Source organism: Chitinophaga sp. SVR4-12A, from assembly GCF_056754765.1.
Genome location: NZ_JBPGWP010000001.1, coordinates 1,501,169 through 1,514,741, shown reverse-complemented (window position 1 = coordinate 1,514,741; position 13,573 = coordinate 1,501,169). Strand labels below are relative to the sequence as shown.

The window sequence follows — 13,573 nt, the reverse complement described above, 5'->3', positions numbered from 1 at the left end:
CGGAATGAGGGCTGAAAACGACAAGTTATGGGGTTGAATGCGACATGGACAGGTGTAATATGGTCGTGTCCTTATAATCTACGATCTTCCAAATCATATGTTGCTGATCCTGAACGCTTATGTAAGCATTTATCGGGATGTCGTTGCCGTTGATCTTGATCTTCATAACGTGCTTTACACTGTCGTAATCGAACCGTCCTGAACTGAGCTTGCTTTTCTCGATCACGTACGGATTAGGGGAGAAGCTAATGTACCCATACTGTTCCACATACACATTTTTCCAGGCGGTGGGATCATGCAACCAGGCGTCTTTATCTACCGGCAGCCCGTTCCTGGTAAGCGTATCCACTTGCCATTTGCCGGTAAAGCTGTAGGATGATTTGACGCCGTTACCGTAAAAAGTAAAGATCAGTACAAAAGCCAGTGCAGCTATTTTGATCAGAGGCTTAAATAAGCCGATGCGCACAGGAGGAAGCTTGTCTGTTGGCCGGAGAAAGAATCCAATCAGCTCATTCCATCTTAGCAGTAACAAATAGGTCAGGCCCAGGGTAAACAATACTGCATTCAAGGTAGCAGCAAAGGGGATGCCGTAGAAGATATCGATCAGCATGATATTGATCATCACAGGTAGCAGCACCACTATACCCAGTAAATAAGTGCGCCGGAACACTAACAATACGGAGCCGCCGATCTGTAACAGGCCGATGATCATGGTTAAGGCATAGGAATGGGCAAAATAGTTCCAGGTAAGGTCAAATCCTGAAAGGGAGCCTACAAGCTTGTCATCGCGCAGATAGGAATGTCCGAATTGCAATCCGAATATTTTCGCAACGCCATATGTAGTGATCTGTAATGCCAGCCAGTAGCGTATAAGTCCCCTGAACCAGGCATGTAGCCGGCCGGAGTCGATACTATTCTTTAGTTCTTTACGATGCCAGTAAATGGAATAACCTATTGTAAAGCCTATGCCGCCTACCACCAATGCGGCCCCTGATAGTTCCAAAGCGATGTCCATGAACTTCGGTAAAACACGAGCAAAGCTCAGTGTTAAGAATACCTGCATGTAAAAGATGTTAACGATGGCAATGGACACCAGCAGGCATTCAATCAATTTCAGGGAAAACCTCGAGGTAATGGGAGGTGTAGGGTTCATTGGGCAAATTTTACTAAAAGTAATATTTTAGTATAGAAAACTACATCCATTCATCACTATGCCTGTTGCTGCTTTAAGACAAACCTGGACATTGCTCATGTTACGGTATTGTACCAACGAAGAGCTGATAAACAGAGAGTTCGATCAGCTTGTGGGGCGATACGCTGCTCCCGGGCGGCAGTACCATAACCTGCATCATATTGAAGCATTGCTGTCCTTACAGCAGACCCACGCGTCTAATATCCGCAATAATGATGTATTGCAGATGGCCATCTTTTATCATGATATCGTCTACAATGTGCTGAAGTCAGACAACGAAGAGCAAAGCGCGCTGGTGGCAGGTGCCTTTTTACAGCAGACCACTTTTCCTCCTTACCAGATCATTACGGTGATGGATTATATCAGGGCGACGAAAACGCATGCAGCTGACGAGCATGATGATGACCTTGATTTCCTCCTGGATTTCGATCTTTCCATACTGGGTAGCTCGGCGGAGGTTTATAGCCAGTATGCGCAACAGATCAGGCAGGAGTACAGCGTGTATCCGGATGAAGTCTATCGTCCCGGAAGAAAGAAGGTACTGACACATTTCCTGGAAAAGCCGGTGATATACCGGACGGCGCTATTCAGGGAACTGTACGAGGCGCAGGCCAGGCGGAATATAATGAGCGAATTAAGTATATTGTAATTAATGCAAATGCGTTAATTCATGGTTGGGCTTGACATTATTAAACTGCGGCTTCCTAGTAGCTTTTTTGTGGTATAGCCTTAATGTGACAACTGTGTTTCATCATGTTAGACTCGAATAGGCCTCCACAGTCGTCTAAGGCACTACATTTACTGCATTCGGCTAAGTAGCTATTTTTCCAATCTGAGATAGATTTTCGCGAAAATTGCCAAAGATCTCGTGGTGTTGTACAAAGTTGGGAGTTGTATAAAGATACGTTTATGTCATAATCAGACAAGTAATGCATGGCCTCCGAGAGTTCATTTGAATAGTCAACAGGATCAATCCATAATTTATCAATGTTATGAGGAGTATATCCTTGATACTCAAGGGACATAAATGCTACATGTTCTACGAATGGAAGGTTTTTATAAATGAATTTTGCAAGCTTAGGCAATCTAGGAATTGTTAATTTATGCAGTACAATTCTAATCTCAATTCTAACTTGGTTTTTCGCTAAATTATGCAACCCTTGTATGGTCTGATCAAAGGCGCCTTTGGCTTGCACCACATAATCGTGTAATTGGTAGTAATCGGAATAAACCGGTATTCCAAGCATCAACTTAGAATATGATAGACTTCCAAGATTGTTTGCCATATTGCTTGAAGCAAAAGCCCTACCATTAGTAAGACAATGTATTTCTGTTTCCGGTAAATTCAAAGATAGCTGTTGTAGTAATTGGAAAAACTTTCTTCCCAGTAATGTGGGTTCGCCACCGGTAATTCCTAACTCAGAGCATGTTTTCGGAATAAGAGGTATTAATTGAGTGTAGATGTCATAAAAATAGGAAATATCATCTCTGTCTTTTGGTGGTTGAGAGCACATTAAACAGTTGCTATTACAACGTTCTGTTACTAAGAGAAAATTATGGTGTGAATTTATCCGATATAATGTATTGATTACGCCATCGCTATTAATAACAACAATATCTCCATTCGAAAGATGATCGATATTTTGGATGTTACAAACAGACGGTTTATCTATTTGGTTGCCAATATCTAACAGGGTGATGATTGACTTAAAACGGGGGAGGGAAGAAAATGGCAAATTCCGTTCGACAAGTAGTATTTCTGCTTCTACGTCTGGGTCACGTGTTACCCGGCCAATAATAGGATTAGCAATATTGTACGGTTTGCCTTTTGTTTTTAATTGTATCAATTTTTTCCAGTTATCCAGTTTCTAAATATTTTTTCAATCTTTTTATTACTATCCATTAGCTCAATAAGGTATCTGATAATTTCCATGTTTCTTTGGCAGAATGAGCTGGTTGGTCTGTGACCCCACATATCCCCTTGCGTGGCATAGTTGAAAACAGGGTCAGCCCCACAATACGCCTGAAATGCACAGTCAGCACAGCCCGGTACAGCTTCGTTAAGGAAGACCTCGGAAAGCTCCATCGATTTTCTTCCATAGAAAATATCCTCATATGTATTATGGCCTAGAGCTCCCAGTTGGAATGTAAAATCGTTCATTTCAGCTAACATCCTCGATTCATCAGAAGCATATATCTTTCCATCGTAATTGAATACTATAACGCTGTTTATTAAGCCAGCAGGAGATTGTAAATCGACATAGCCAACAGGGAATGGAGTAATCATTTTTTTTAAGATGATGCAAGCATAATCTTCTCTTATGAAATAGCCATTTAGATTGTGTTGGATTATTCTATTGAGCGCTTTTTTGTAGAAATCAAGAAAGTGTGCTGTTTCATACCCGTTTTTTTTCTCGTTGCGCTTCGCAAATCCATAGGGGCTGATTGGTCTTAAGAATATATTTCTAAAGCCTTGACTTACGTACTCATCTACAATTTCGTTCGGATATTTGAGAGATAAGGTAGATGTTGTTGGCAGCGCAGATATGTTTTCTTCTCCAAGTTCTTTTCTGCATTTATTTATACCATCAATTGCCAGTTGATAGCTGTTTCCAAAAGGTTTATGTCTGTTTTTATTGTGAATAGATTCAGGGCCATCAAGAGAAGTAGAAATTAGAGAATTTTATTTTGTCTAAAATAGACGAGCATATCTTCTGTTAAAGGAGCAAGATTAGTACAAATGACAAAAGTTACCGTTTTATTTCTAATCAGTGCCTCTTGTTGAGCCTTTTTTACGGCGTATATAATGTTTTCAAATGCTAATAACGCTTCTCCTCCTTGGAATTCCATAGTTAAATGTCGAGTAGGAGATTGCATCATCATTTGAATGCCAGCATCTATATGTTCTTTACTCATGTCGTACCAACTTTATCGGCTGTAACCCGAGAAACTTGGCAATAATGGCACGTGTGCTCACATCTTTAGCGTGATTACGAAAATATGTAATGAGGTGAAATAGTCAAGAAAAGATTTCTTAGTACGATAGCGAGTCGCCAATACCTCTACCAACGTGGGGATTGGTTGTTCAGAAATGAAAAAGTTGGCTATTAAATCTGCGTAGAGTTCTTCGTGCTCTTCTCTAGTAAGTTTTCTTTCGACAATTAGAGCTGATGTGCCTGTTGGTACAATGAGAAAATCCCCCACTTCATTTATTAGTACTTCTTTTTTAGATGTGATCCTTTGAAATTTAAAGGGTAGAAGATAATATGTGTTGCAGGAAGATCTTTTGAATATATCAGGATGGAGAAATTTCCTCGTCAAGCGCTCTTTCATAAGGTCAGTTCTTATTGATTTTTTACACATTTTCTGGATCTAATCCAACTCGGTCTGAAATGTTAATGTGAGCGGGTCCTGTGTATCATAATACGCGAAGGCTTTTGCTACGATTAATTCTTTAATTGTTTGGGTTTCTTTAGTAATTATGTCTCTTAATCGAAAATCTATCAGATCTTGTTTGATTTTTTCAACAACCTCTTCCCAATTGCAAGAGGATTCCCGTTTAGCAACTGGCTGCAGGGATATACAGTAGTTGGTATCGTTTTCAATGCCGATGTTAACGGTAAATTCACGAGTATACCAATAAAAGCATTTATAAAGTATACTTTCATTATATAATCGTCCATCAATTGTTAGATGTAGGAAATTGTCACTTATTTCGAAAGTCAGTTTTTCTTTTGTTTAATAGCATTCAAGGTTTTATTATCTACTTTGCCTGTCGGTTTTAGTTCATTCTCCTCTTGGAATTTAAGAACAGCGACTTCTGTCTGATTGCCAAAGTATCCTGTTAATACTATATCGGATTTAATTTGTATAAGTAGCTTTTGTAACTCTTCAACGTCTGCTCCTTCACAACCTCTGGATAGCTCCCTGTCTCCCAATTTGTAGATGATTTGTCCAGAATTTGACGCGCGAGAGGATTGTGATGGTTCTATTGTTCCAGACGGATTTTCTTTCTTGGCAGGAGAATATAGAGGTAAAGCAGAAGATCCGGTGGTCGGTGTATAACTGGAGTTGCTAGAAGGAGTATAGCTTGGCTGATAAGAACTAACTCTTTTCGAACTATAGGATGAGGAATAATGTGAACTGTGAGAACTATGCGATGAATGAGACCTGTGAGAACTATGTGAACGGTGCTGGATTACAAAGCTATTTTGGGGTTTGCGATATTAAGCTTTAAAACTAATTTAGGTTTTAATACATTTTTATGGTATTTTTCACAGCTTATACTGCCCGTCGCCCCTGTGCTGTAAATCGAGAGATAGGGAGATGCAGCTTTAGTTGGAGACAAAGTGCTTAAGGCGGCAGATAGAACAGCAAGGCTTTTTTTAGCTAGTTCACGAAAGCCTATTCTTCTTTCGTTTGTCATTCGCTGGTTTTTATAGGTTGTGATAGAATAAACGGAAGTTAATTATAGGGGTATTTCAATATATAAATATTGATTAAAACTTTGGTATTATTTAAACATAACAAAATGAAGTTAAGAATAAATAACTAAATGTATTATACCATATTTATGTTATTCTTAATAGGTTTAAGCCTATTTCACAGCAGTTACCCGCCATATCCTGTCATTCACATCATCCGTTACCAGCATCGACCCATCGGGAAGCACTGTCACCCCCACGGGCCGTCCATATACCTCTTTACTATCTGCTTTATCAGGCCTGAAACCGGTAAGAAAATCCTCCGGCGGACCAGCAGGCTTGCCGTTCTTAAACGGAACAAATACTACCTTATATCCTGCCAGCTTTGAGCGATTCCATGACCCGTGCTGGGCTATAAAAGCGCCGTTCCTATATTTAGCTGGAAAAGCAGTATGCGTATAGAAAGCCAATCCCAGGGAAGCAGTATGCGCGCCCAGGGGCACATCGGGAACAATGGCTATTTTTACCAGGTCCGGCCGAGGGGTTTCCATGCGGGGATCTGCATGCTGCCCGAAGTAAGCATAAGGCCAGCCATAAAAACCACCCTTTTTTACGCTGGTGAGGTAATCGGGCACCAGGTCGTCGCCAATTTCGTCCCGTTCGTTGACAGCTGTCCACAATGTTTTGGTACCCGGCGCCCACGCCATTCCGACGTTCCCGGGTTACGTAAACCCGAAGCGTGTACCTCTTCCCCGCTGCCATCGGGGTTTACTTCCAATATACAGGCCCTTCTTGGATTTACTTCTTTTCCCTTGTCGCCAATGTTATCTACGGAGCCTACTGCAATGTATATCTTGGAGCTGTCTGCGTTGGTAATAATGTTACGGGTCCAGTGCTGATTACGTTTTTCAGCTGGCAGGTCCATAAGTACTTGTCCGGCGGAATCCATCTTCATCTCGGCCAGGCCGGTACGGATAGCGTAGCAGCTCATTGGTATTGGCTACGTATAATTTATCACCGATAACGAGCATACCAAAAGGTTGGTTAAGGCCTTCAAGAAATACCTGCTGGATGTCTGGCTTGCCATCGCCGGTAGTATCACGCAATATGCTGATGCGGTTAGCGCTTTTCTTCATGTTCTCCGCTTTGGCGGCGCCGAGTATGACTGCCCCTGCCTGCATCAGCGTATTCTTGATCGTGTTGGACTCTGCTACCAGTACATCCCCGTTGGGTGTGACGTAAGTCCACCTGGGATTCTGAAGTCCCTCAGCATATAAAGTAACCTTAAATCCCTTGGGAGCCACTGGCGTGCGGCCGTTATCCCAACCGATGACTTTGCTGAAATTTGTAACAGATTTGGTGGCAAATGGTGCAGGGAGACCTGCTGTATCAGCCATGCGGCTTTGAGCCTGCGAGGCGCTTTTCATGAATAATAGCATAAAGACTATTATTATTACTATTACTTTCATAACAAGCGTATTACATCCATGTAAATACAAAAGGCATGCCCGGAAAGGAATTATTTAGTATCTTTGCGGCACTTTTATTCACTTCCTCACCGGCTTTTGTAGCGCCAATCGTTCAAAAAATAGTGCAGGCTTTGAGTAAGGCAGGTAAAGTATCAGTTCTTTTTGATAGCCTTACCACTATTTAATCACTTTAAATTTTAAAAATTGTCATTTGAACAATTAGGGCTTATTGCCCCTTTGCTAAAGGCATTGAATAACGAAGGATATAGCAATCCGACCCCTATTCAACAACAAGCCATCCCCATTGTCCTCCAGAAAAGGGATTTGCTGGGATGTGCACAAACAGGTACCGGTAAAACCGCAGCATTTGCATTACCTCTTTTACAGTTATTATATCAGCAACCCAAGGACGCTGCCGCCAGGGCACCGCGTGCTGTCCGCGCCCTGATATTGACGCCTACACGCGAACTGGCGATACAGATAGGGGATAGCTTTGCCGCATATGGTAAGTTCATGGACCTGAAGCACCTGGTGATATTCGGCGGTGTATCGCAAAGTCCGCAGGTAGAAGCCCTGAAGAGGGGTGTAGATATACTGGTGGCCACTCCGGGCCGCTTGCTCGATCTGATCAGCCAGGGTTTCGTTAGTCTGTTGCATCTCAAATTCTTTGTGCTGGATGAGGCAGACCGTATGCTGGATATGGGCTTTGTACATGATGTAAAGCGTGTGATCACTAAGTTGCCCGCCAACCGTCAATCCCTGTTCTTCTCCGCCACGATGCCGCCGGAGATCCAGAAACTCGCCTCCGTTATCCTGAATAATCCCGCTAAGGTGGAGGTGACACCCGTATCGTCTACGGCGGAAACCATCACACAATCTGTTTATTTTGTTTCAAAACAGGATAAACGAGGCTTATTACAGCACCTGTTGGAGGATCAGCATATTAAAACCGTATTGGCGTTTACCCGCACCAAGCATGGCGCCGATAAAGTGGTGAAAGACCTGAACAAAGCAGGTATCACCGCAGAGGCCATTCATGGTAACAAGTCACAGAATGCCCGTCAACGTGCCCTGAATAACTTCAAGACCCGTCAAACCAGGGTATTGGTGGCTACAGACATTGCTGCAAGGGGTATCGATATTGACGAGCTCACGCACGTGATCAATTATGAACTGCCTAATGTGCCCGAAACATATGTGCATCGTATAGGCCGTACAGGCAGGGCTGGGGCTAACGGTATTGCTTTCTCTTTCTGTGATATGGAAGAAAGGGCATACCTGCATGACATTCATAAGCTGATAGCGCGTAATATCCCGGTGGTAGACACGCATCCGTATCATCATAACAGCACAGCAGCGCCGCTTAAACCACAGACGGCACAGCAGCCTGCCGGCAATAGGGAACAGCGGTCACATCGTGGCCCCGGTAATAATAACCGGCCGGAAATAGCACAAGAAATAATAACAATAACAGGAACCGGTCACGTAACAGGCAATCTGCGCCAGACAAACAGCGCTAGAAAACGTGCTGCGTGTCAGGTGACTGTTCACTAAATAAGTCAGTATTTGTTTCATTGATATGGGGCAAATGCTGACTTACTATTTTAAACAGTGATTTCTGATCAATAGGTTTCACCAGCACTGCGCAGGCCCCCGCTTCAATTAATGCCTCCTGGAACTCGAAGCTTCCTGTGCACATGATCACAGGGATATGGTGCAATAGCGGGTCCTGTTTAATATAGGCCAGGGTGGCGGCGCCATCCATTTCCGGCATTTGGTGGTCCAGCAGGATCACATCCGGTAAATATTTCTCTTTCTCCAGCTTATTGATCACCTCCACTCCGTTGGTAGCGGTGGTAACAGTGCAGCCGCACATACTCAGGTACTGCGAGAACAATACTTTATTCATTTCGTTATCATCGGCCACCAATACACGCAGGTGGCTCAGGTCGATATCTTCTTCTGTTTCTTTTGGTATATCTTCCAGGCTTCCCCGCTGTAATTTCAGTTTTACAGTGAAGGTGGTATCGCCCCCGGAAGGCTTTCCGCCTGGATATCTCCGCCCAATGTATGTACCATGTTTTTTACGATATATAATCCCAGCCCGGTGCCCTCGGTATACCTGTTCTGTTTGTTGGTAACAAACTGGTCAAATATCACTGATAGTTTTTCTTTGGCTATACCGGCGCCTTTATTGGTAACCTGTATAGACCACGTAAGTATATTGTATTTAGTCAATTTTAAAAGTACAGTGCTGTTCCTGTCAGCATACTTTACCGCATTGCTTAGCAGGTTGGCTACTACCTGGCTCAGTTTAAAGCTGTCAAAGCGGATAATGGGAGGCATTTGCTCATCGATTTGCAATTTGATCTGTATGTTGCGCGTCTGGGCAGTTACCTTATGTACGGCTATCAGTCTTTCAAAGAAGGGTTTCGATCTCAAAGCTCTCTTCCTGTACATCTTCCATCTTGCCTGCTTCGATCTTGGACATATCCAGTACATTGTTGATAATATTCCGGGTATTGCCTACCGCGTTGAAAAGCAGGTTAATATATGGCTCGGTTTTCTTCAGCCCGGGTCAATTCTGATCTCCCGTTTTACCAGCTGGGCTATGCAGTAAATGGCATTGAGCTGTGTTCTTAATTCATGTGTGGTCTGGTAGATAAAGATCCTTTTAAAATTGTTGGCCCTGGTCAGCTCGTTATTCTGATCATTACTCAATACGTAAGGCTTTCCTACAACCATGATCAGTAATAGTACGCCCCCGATAGACAATGCTTTGAAGATGATAGTAAGCTTCAGGCTTAATTGTAAAGGCGTTATAAAATTGGAGTAATAATTTGCCTCGATGATAATGAGAATAGCTGTAGCGATGGTGAGACAGACCCTTCTGCGCTTTTTCTCTTTAAACAACAGGAAAGTGATCAGGAAAAGGAAGATCACCATCGCCTGCAGCTCAATGACGTTTGCCAGCAGCAGCCCAAAATATATGGAACCGGCGCATTGCAGCAGGAATGTCATAAGGGCTGCCGACTCGTACCTTTTGCGATAGTTTAGCCATATCGTGGAGGCCGCGAATAATGCTTCAATACAGGCCGGGATAATAATCGACAGCTTGCCGGATAAAATATAGTAGATGCCTCCTATTGTTATTACAAGCAAACAAAGGGAGCAATTCAAAGAGTTTACCAGCTTTATTTTTATGCAAAAGCTCTTTGTCGGCTATTCCCTCCGTGCCAGTTCTCCGGATGGATTGCCAGGTATCAAGCATTTTCATAGCAGTTGGTTTGCAGACGTTTTAGGGCAATCATTGTCTCTGTTTGCGTAACGGGTATAGGATGATCCTTACCAGTACTTGCGTTTGGTAAATAGCTGCTGTAGGCCTTTTCACCTTATAGTCTTTAGATCGTCAAGTTATTACACTTAGGGCCAGGGGCATTTATTGTATTGTCCATCCCCAATTTACAGAAATTATTCTTACAAAACATTCTCTTGGGGGCCATCTACGTAGAAACACTTATACCGGACTTAGCAACGGGGCCTTCTTTCTACCGAAAAAGAATTTGCTTTTCTCTGAATTACGCCTACCTTTGTTCTGTAATAATTACAATTACAGTTAAATTAGTATAGCAATGAAAGTCGCATTAATCGGAGCTTCCGGCTTTGTCGGATCACACATCCTGCATGAATTATTAGAACGTGGCCACCAGGTTACCGCTATCGTAAGGCACCCTGAAAAAGTAGGGACGCAGCATCCTAATCTGGTTGTAAAGAAAGGAGATGTATACAACGAAAAAGAAGTAACAGAATTGGTGAAAGGGCAGGAAGCTGTTATCAGCGCCTTTAATTCCGGGTGGACCAATCCCAATATTTACGAAGATTTTCTTGCTGGTTCCAAGGCTATTCAGCAGGGCGTGAAAGCTGCAGGAGTGAAAAGGTTGATTGTAATAGGAGGCGCAGGTAGCCTGGAAGTTGCTCCCGGCGTGCAGCTGATCGACACACCACAGTTTCCGGCCGAGTACAGGCAGGGCGCTTCCGGTGCACGTGATTATCTTAATATTTTAAAGCAGGAAAAAGACCTTGACTGGACTTTCGTCAGTCCCGCTATCGAAATGAACCCTCATACATCCGGCGTTCGCAGAGGTGCTTATCGCACGGCGCTCGACAACCCAGTGTTTGACGAGAACGGCAGAAGCATCTTATCTGTGGAAGATCTGGCGCTAGCCACTGTAGACGAGCTGGAACATTCCAAACATATCCGTCAGCGTTTTACAGCCGCCTATTAAAATGGCGACTTTTACCGGCTATGTTCTTTAAGCCATAACGCTTATATTAGCGCTATAACCAGACAAATAATCCACTTATGATGTTTAGGAAACTAGTGCTTTTCAGCGGCGTATTAATGGCTTCATTGTACAATGTGCCGGCGAGCGCTCAAACAGGCCGCCCCCTGCTAAAGGAACACCCGGGCGTAGTATCATACACCTATCGCAAATCTTTTGCGAAAGATATGCCAGGTACACTGGATATGGTAAAGAAGAACGGGTTTACCGATATCGAGTTTTCCAACCTTTTCGGTCAAACGGCAAAGGATATCCGCAGCATGATAGATGAAAGGGGAATTAAATGTTCTTCCTTCGGGGTAAGCTATGAGGACCTTACTACCAAAACAGATACCGTTGCCAAAAATGCCAGGACCCTGGGCGCCAAATTTGTAAGGGTGGCTGGGTTTCCGCATAGCAAAACCGGCCTTACGCTGGACGAAGCGAAGATCGCAGTGACAGAATTTAACCGCGTTGGCAAGATCCTGAAGGATCAATACGGCCTTACGTTGATATACCATAACCATGGTTTTGAGTTTCAGCCTTACGAGAAAGGTACCCTCTTCGATTATATCGTACAGCACACAGATCCCAGGTATGTTAGCCTGGAGATGGACATTCTCTGGGTACATTTCCCTGGCCAGGATCCGGTAGCCTTACTGAAGAAATATGGCGACCGCTTCAGGGCCATGCACGTAAAAGACCTGAAGAAGGGTGTTAAAGGCGACCTCTCCGGCGGTACTTCTCCCGAGAATGATGTAGCGTTGGGAACCGGCCAGATCAACATTCCCGCCGTACTGAAGGTCGCCAAACGTTCTGCTATCCAGCATTTCTATATTGAAGACGAAAGCAGCAACGTAGAAACACAGGTGCCGCAGAGCGTTCAATACCTGTTAAGCCTTAAAGAGTAGAACAGCCTCGCCAGGATGCTCATATCATTGGTCAGTACTTCCGCCGTTCCCGGCAGCTGTGGCTGCGAAGGTATCTGCCTGTGCGCAGTGGTGAGCAGGCCGTTTACGAGCCTGATATCCATCGCATAGGCAGTATCCAGCGCCACCGTGGATACCCCGCTGATACTGCCCTGTATCATCCCAAATTCACGGAAGGGGTAAGCGGAAAGTTTGATCAGCACTTTTTGTCCGGGTTTCACCTTGCCGGCGCCATCTACCGGCAAGGTAGCCCTGGCTACATAATGTTGTACAGGCGGCGCCACCATCAGCACCGCTTCTCCGCTGGATATAAACTGGTGCGCCTTCCAGAACTTAAAGAAACTCACCTTGCCTGCTACCGGGCTTTTTACGAGGTATTGCTGCTCCCAGATCTCTAATTGTCCCTGCAGCTGTTTTACCTGCTCCCGTATTTTCTGCTGCAGATCATTGTCCTGTTGTAATGACTGTTGCTGCAGGTCTGTAATATTTTTCAGGTATTCTGTTTGCTGCAGCTTGTTCTGTAACAGGTTGGCCTTGATGGCATCTGCATTCATCTGTTTATTAAGCAATTCTCTTTTGCTGTTATCGAATTCCAGCGGGGCAATCACTTTTTCTTTTGCCAGCATGGAGTCCACACGATAACGTTTCTGTTCCAGCAGGAGTTGCTGCTGTAATAATTGATCCTTGCGTTGCAGCTCTTCATTTAACTGGTGCTGATAGCTGAGCTGGGATTGCAGCTGCCCTACCTTCTGAGAGGTGAAATGTTTGTCTGAAAAGAACAGGTATTGGTTTACGGCCTGGTACAGGGCAGCGTAGCCCGCTTGTAAGGTACCCAGCTGCAAGGGCTGTGCAAAGTCGAAGTTGCGCAGGGCATTGCGTAGATAAAGAGATGTGTCCAGCCGCTTTAATAGCTGCTGCAGCTGCAGGATATCCGGGTAATGGGCGGCATTTTCCAGGAGGTAAATGGGCTGGTTCTCGCGAACCGCCTGGTTGTTCTGCACAAAGATCTCCCGGATCTTTCCTCCGGCCTGGGCTACTATCTTCACCGGCGGATCGGAAGAGGTGATATTTACCTGCGTAACGATCACATCGGGGAAACGGATGAAATAAGCGCCTGCAAATAGCAGCGCTACAATAACAAATAAAAGGGTAGTACCTCTGCGCACCAGCCAGTGCGGCATTTTACTCATAATATCCTGTACATCTTCATGATGATGTTGGTGCTGTGGCATAATGG

At 44.1% G+C, this 13,573-nt stretch carries 17 protein-coding genes; 4 read left to right on the top strand and 13 right to left on the bottom strand.

Annotation, left to right across the window (positions count from 1 at the left end; genetic code table 11):
- Positions 1 to 25: 25 nt before the first annotated feature.
- Entirely contained in the window at positions 26 to 1,153 is a 1,128-nt protein-coding gene (locus tag ACR9Y8_RS06150) for a hypothetical protein (protein WP_481212361.1), read from the bottom strand.
- Between the two features lie 97 nt (positions 1,154 to 1,250).
- Here ACR9Y8_RS06150 and ACR9Y8_RS06145 point away from each other — a divergent pair, with 97 nt between their 5' ends.
- Positions 1,251 to 1,841, top strand: coding sequence for an HD domain-containing protein (locus ACR9Y8_RS06145; protein WP_481212360.1), 591 nt, complete (start codon positions 1,251 to 1,253; stop codon positions 1,839 to 1,841).
- Positions 1,842 to 1,896: 55 nt separating this feature from the next.
- Here ACR9Y8_RS06145 and hxsC read toward each other — a convergent pair whose 3' ends face one another.
- The 8 genes from hxsC to ACR9Y8_RS06105 form a co-directional block, all read right to left on the bottom strand.
- A complete protein-coding gene (hxsC, locus tag ACR9Y8_RS06140) occupies positions 1,897 to 3,039 on the bottom strand; it encodes a His-Xaa-Ser system radical SAM maturase HxsC (RefSeq protein ID WP_481212359.1) in 1,143 nt (380 codons plus the stop codon).
- Positions 3,036 to 3,836, bottom strand: a complete 801-nt coding sequence (locus tag ACR9Y8_RS06135) for a hypothetical protein (RefSeq protein ID WP_481216215.1) — start codon at positions 3,834 to 3,836, stop codon at positions 3,036 to 3,038. The genes hxsC and ACR9Y8_RS06135 overlap by 4 nt, the downstream gene beginning before the upstream one ends.
- A 29-nt stretch (positions 3,837 to 3,865) precedes the next feature.
- Positions 3,866 to 4,108 (bottom strand): hypothetical protein, encoded by a 243-nt coding sequence (locus tag ACR9Y8_RS06130; RefSeq protein ID WP_481212358.1) that lies wholly within the window; start codon positions 4,106 to 4,108, stop codon positions 3,866 to 3,868.
- Positions 4,109 to 4,564: 456 nt separating this feature from the next.
- Positions 4,565 to 4,879 carry a His-Xaa-Ser system protein HxsD gene (gene hxsD / locus ACR9Y8_RS06125; RefSeq protein ID WP_481216214.1) on the bottom strand — a complete coding sequence of 105 codons (315 nt, stop codon included), beginning with the start codon at positions 4,877 to 4,879 and terminating at the stop codon, positions 4,565 to 4,567.
- 35 nt (positions 4,880 to 4,914) lie between these two features.
- A complete protein-coding gene (locus ACR9Y8_RS06120) occupies positions 4,915 to 5,130 on the bottom strand; it encodes a peptidoglycan-binding domain-containing protein (RefSeq protein WP_481212357.1) in 216 nt (71 codons plus the stop codon).
- A 260-nt stretch (positions 5,131 to 5,390) separates the two neighbouring features.
- On the bottom strand, positions 5,391 to 5,618 hold the full coding sequence (locus ACR9Y8_RS06115) for a hypothetical protein (protein WP_481212356.1): 228 nt from the start codon (positions 5,616 to 5,618) through the stop codon (positions 5,391 to 5,393).
- 171 nt (positions 5,619 to 5,789) lie between these two features.
- On the bottom strand, positions 5,790 to 6,323 hold the full coding sequence (locus tag ACR9Y8_RS06110) for a PQQ-dependent sugar dehydrogenase (protein ID WP_481212355.1): 534 nt from the start codon (positions 6,321 to 6,323) through the stop codon (positions 5,790 to 5,792).
- Positions 6,324 to 6,524: 201 nt separating this feature from the next.
- Positions 6,525 to 7,055 (bottom strand): DUF7133 domain-containing protein, encoded by a 531-nt coding sequence (locus ACR9Y8_RS06105; RefSeq protein ID WP_481212354.1) that lies wholly within the window; start codon positions 7,053 to 7,055, stop codon positions 6,525 to 6,527.
- 234 nt (positions 7,056 to 7,289) lie between these two features.
- Between ACR9Y8_RS06105 and ACR9Y8_RS06100 the strand changes: the two genes are divergently transcribed.
- Positions 7,290 to 8,639, top strand: coding sequence for a DEAD/DEAH box helicase (locus tag ACR9Y8_RS06100; protein ID WP_481212353.1), 1,350 nt, complete (start codon positions 7,290 to 7,292; stop codon positions 8,637 to 8,639).
- Here ACR9Y8_RS06100 and ACR9Y8_RS06095 read toward each other — a convergent pair.
- The 3 genes from ACR9Y8_RS06095 to ACR9Y8_RS06085 all read right to left on the bottom strand — a co-directional run bounded on the left by ACR9Y8_RS06095 (position 8,602) and on the right by ACR9Y8_RS06085 (position 10,247).
- Entirely contained in the window at positions 8,602 to 9,012 is a 411-nt protein-coding gene (locus ACR9Y8_RS06095; protein WP_481212352.1) for a response regulator, read from the bottom strand. The two genes, ACR9Y8_RS06100 and ACR9Y8_RS06095, sit on opposite strands and share 38 nt — an antisense overlap.
- A gap of 83 nt (positions 9,013 to 9,095) precedes the next feature.
- Entirely contained in the window at positions 9,096 to 9,587 is a 492-nt protein-coding gene (locus ACR9Y8_RS06090) for a sensor histidine kinase (RefSeq protein ID WP_481212351.1), read from the bottom strand.
- Between the two features lie 66 nt (positions 9,588 to 9,653).
- Positions 9,654 to 10,247 carry a hypothetical protein gene (locus tag ACR9Y8_RS06085; protein ID WP_481212350.1) on the bottom strand — a complete coding sequence of 198 codons (594 nt, stop codon included), beginning with the start codon at positions 10,245 to 10,247 and terminating at the stop codon, positions 9,654 to 9,656.
- Between the two features lie 470 nt (positions 10,248 to 10,717).
- Between ACR9Y8_RS06085 and ACR9Y8_RS06080 the strand changes: the two genes are divergently transcribed.
- The gene (locus ACR9Y8_RS06080; protein WP_481212349.1) at positions 10,718 to 11,371 is read left to right on the top strand and encodes an NAD(P)-dependent oxidoreductase; all 654 of its coding nucleotides are present in this window, start codon (positions 10,718 to 10,720) and stop codon (positions 11,369 to 11,371) included.
- An 80-nt stretch (positions 11,372 to 11,451) separates the two neighbouring features.
- Complete coding sequence (locus ACR9Y8_RS06075; RefSeq protein WP_481212348.1) at positions 11,452 to 12,318, top strand: sugar phosphate isomerase/epimerase family protein; 867 nt, start codon at positions 11,452 to 11,454, stop codon at positions 12,316 to 12,318.
- Here ACR9Y8_RS06075 and ACR9Y8_RS06070 read toward each other — a convergent pair.
- The gene (locus ACR9Y8_RS06070; RefSeq protein ID WP_481212347.1) at positions 12,291 to 13,568 is read right to left on the bottom strand and encodes an HlyD family secretion protein; all 1,278 of its coding nucleotides are present in this window, start codon (positions 13,566 to 13,568) and stop codon (positions 12,291 to 12,293) included. The genes ACR9Y8_RS06075 and ACR9Y8_RS06070 overlap by 28 nt on opposite strands.
- Between the last annotated feature and the right edge of the window lie 5 nt (positions 13,569 to 13,573).

What these genes read in the sequence shown, in the direction of transcription:
- ACR9Y8_RS06150 (WP_481212361.1), bottom strand. Translation starts at nt 1,153, where the DNA reads ATGAACCCTACACCTCCCATTACCTCGAGGTTTTCCCTGAAATTGATT.
- ACR9Y8_RS06145 (WP_481212360.1), top strand. Translation starts at nt 1,251, where the DNA reads ATGTTACGGTATTGTACCAACGAAGAGCTGATAAACAGAGAGTTCGAT.
- ACR9Y8_RS06130 (WP_481212358.1), bottom strand. Translation starts at nt 4,108, where the DNA reads ATGAGTAAAGAACATATAGATGCTGGCATTCAAATGATGATGCAATCT.
- ACR9Y8_RS06115 (WP_481212356.1), bottom strand. Translation starts at nt 5,618, where the DNA reads ATGACAAACGAAAGAAGAATAGGCTTTCGTGAACTAGCTAAAAAAAGC.
- ACR9Y8_RS06110 (WP_481212355.1), bottom strand. Translation starts at nt 6,323, where the DNA reads ATGGCGTGGGCGCCGGGTACCAAAACATTGTGGACAGCTGTCAACGAA.
- ACR9Y8_RS06105 (WP_481212354.1), bottom strand. Translation starts at nt 7,055, where the DNA reads ATGCTATTATTCATGAAAAGCGCCTCGCAGGCTCAAAGCCGCATGGCT.
- ACR9Y8_RS06090 (WP_481212351.1), bottom strand. Translation starts at nt 9,587, where the DNA reads ATGTACTGGATATGTCCAAGATCGAAGCAGGCAAGATGGAAGATGTAC.
- ACR9Y8_RS06080 (WP_481212349.1), top strand. Translation starts at nt 10,718, where the DNA reads ATGAAAGTCGCATTAATCGGAGCTTCCGGCTTTGTCGGATCACACATC.
- ACR9Y8_RS06075 (WP_481212348.1), top strand. Translation starts at nt 11,452, where the DNA reads ATGTTTAGGAAACTAGTGCTTTTCAGCGGCGTATTAATGGCTTCATTG.
- ACR9Y8_RS06070 (WP_481212347.1), bottom strand. Translation starts at nt 13,568, where the DNA reads ATGCCACAGCACCAACATCATCATGAAGATGTACAGGATATTATGAGT.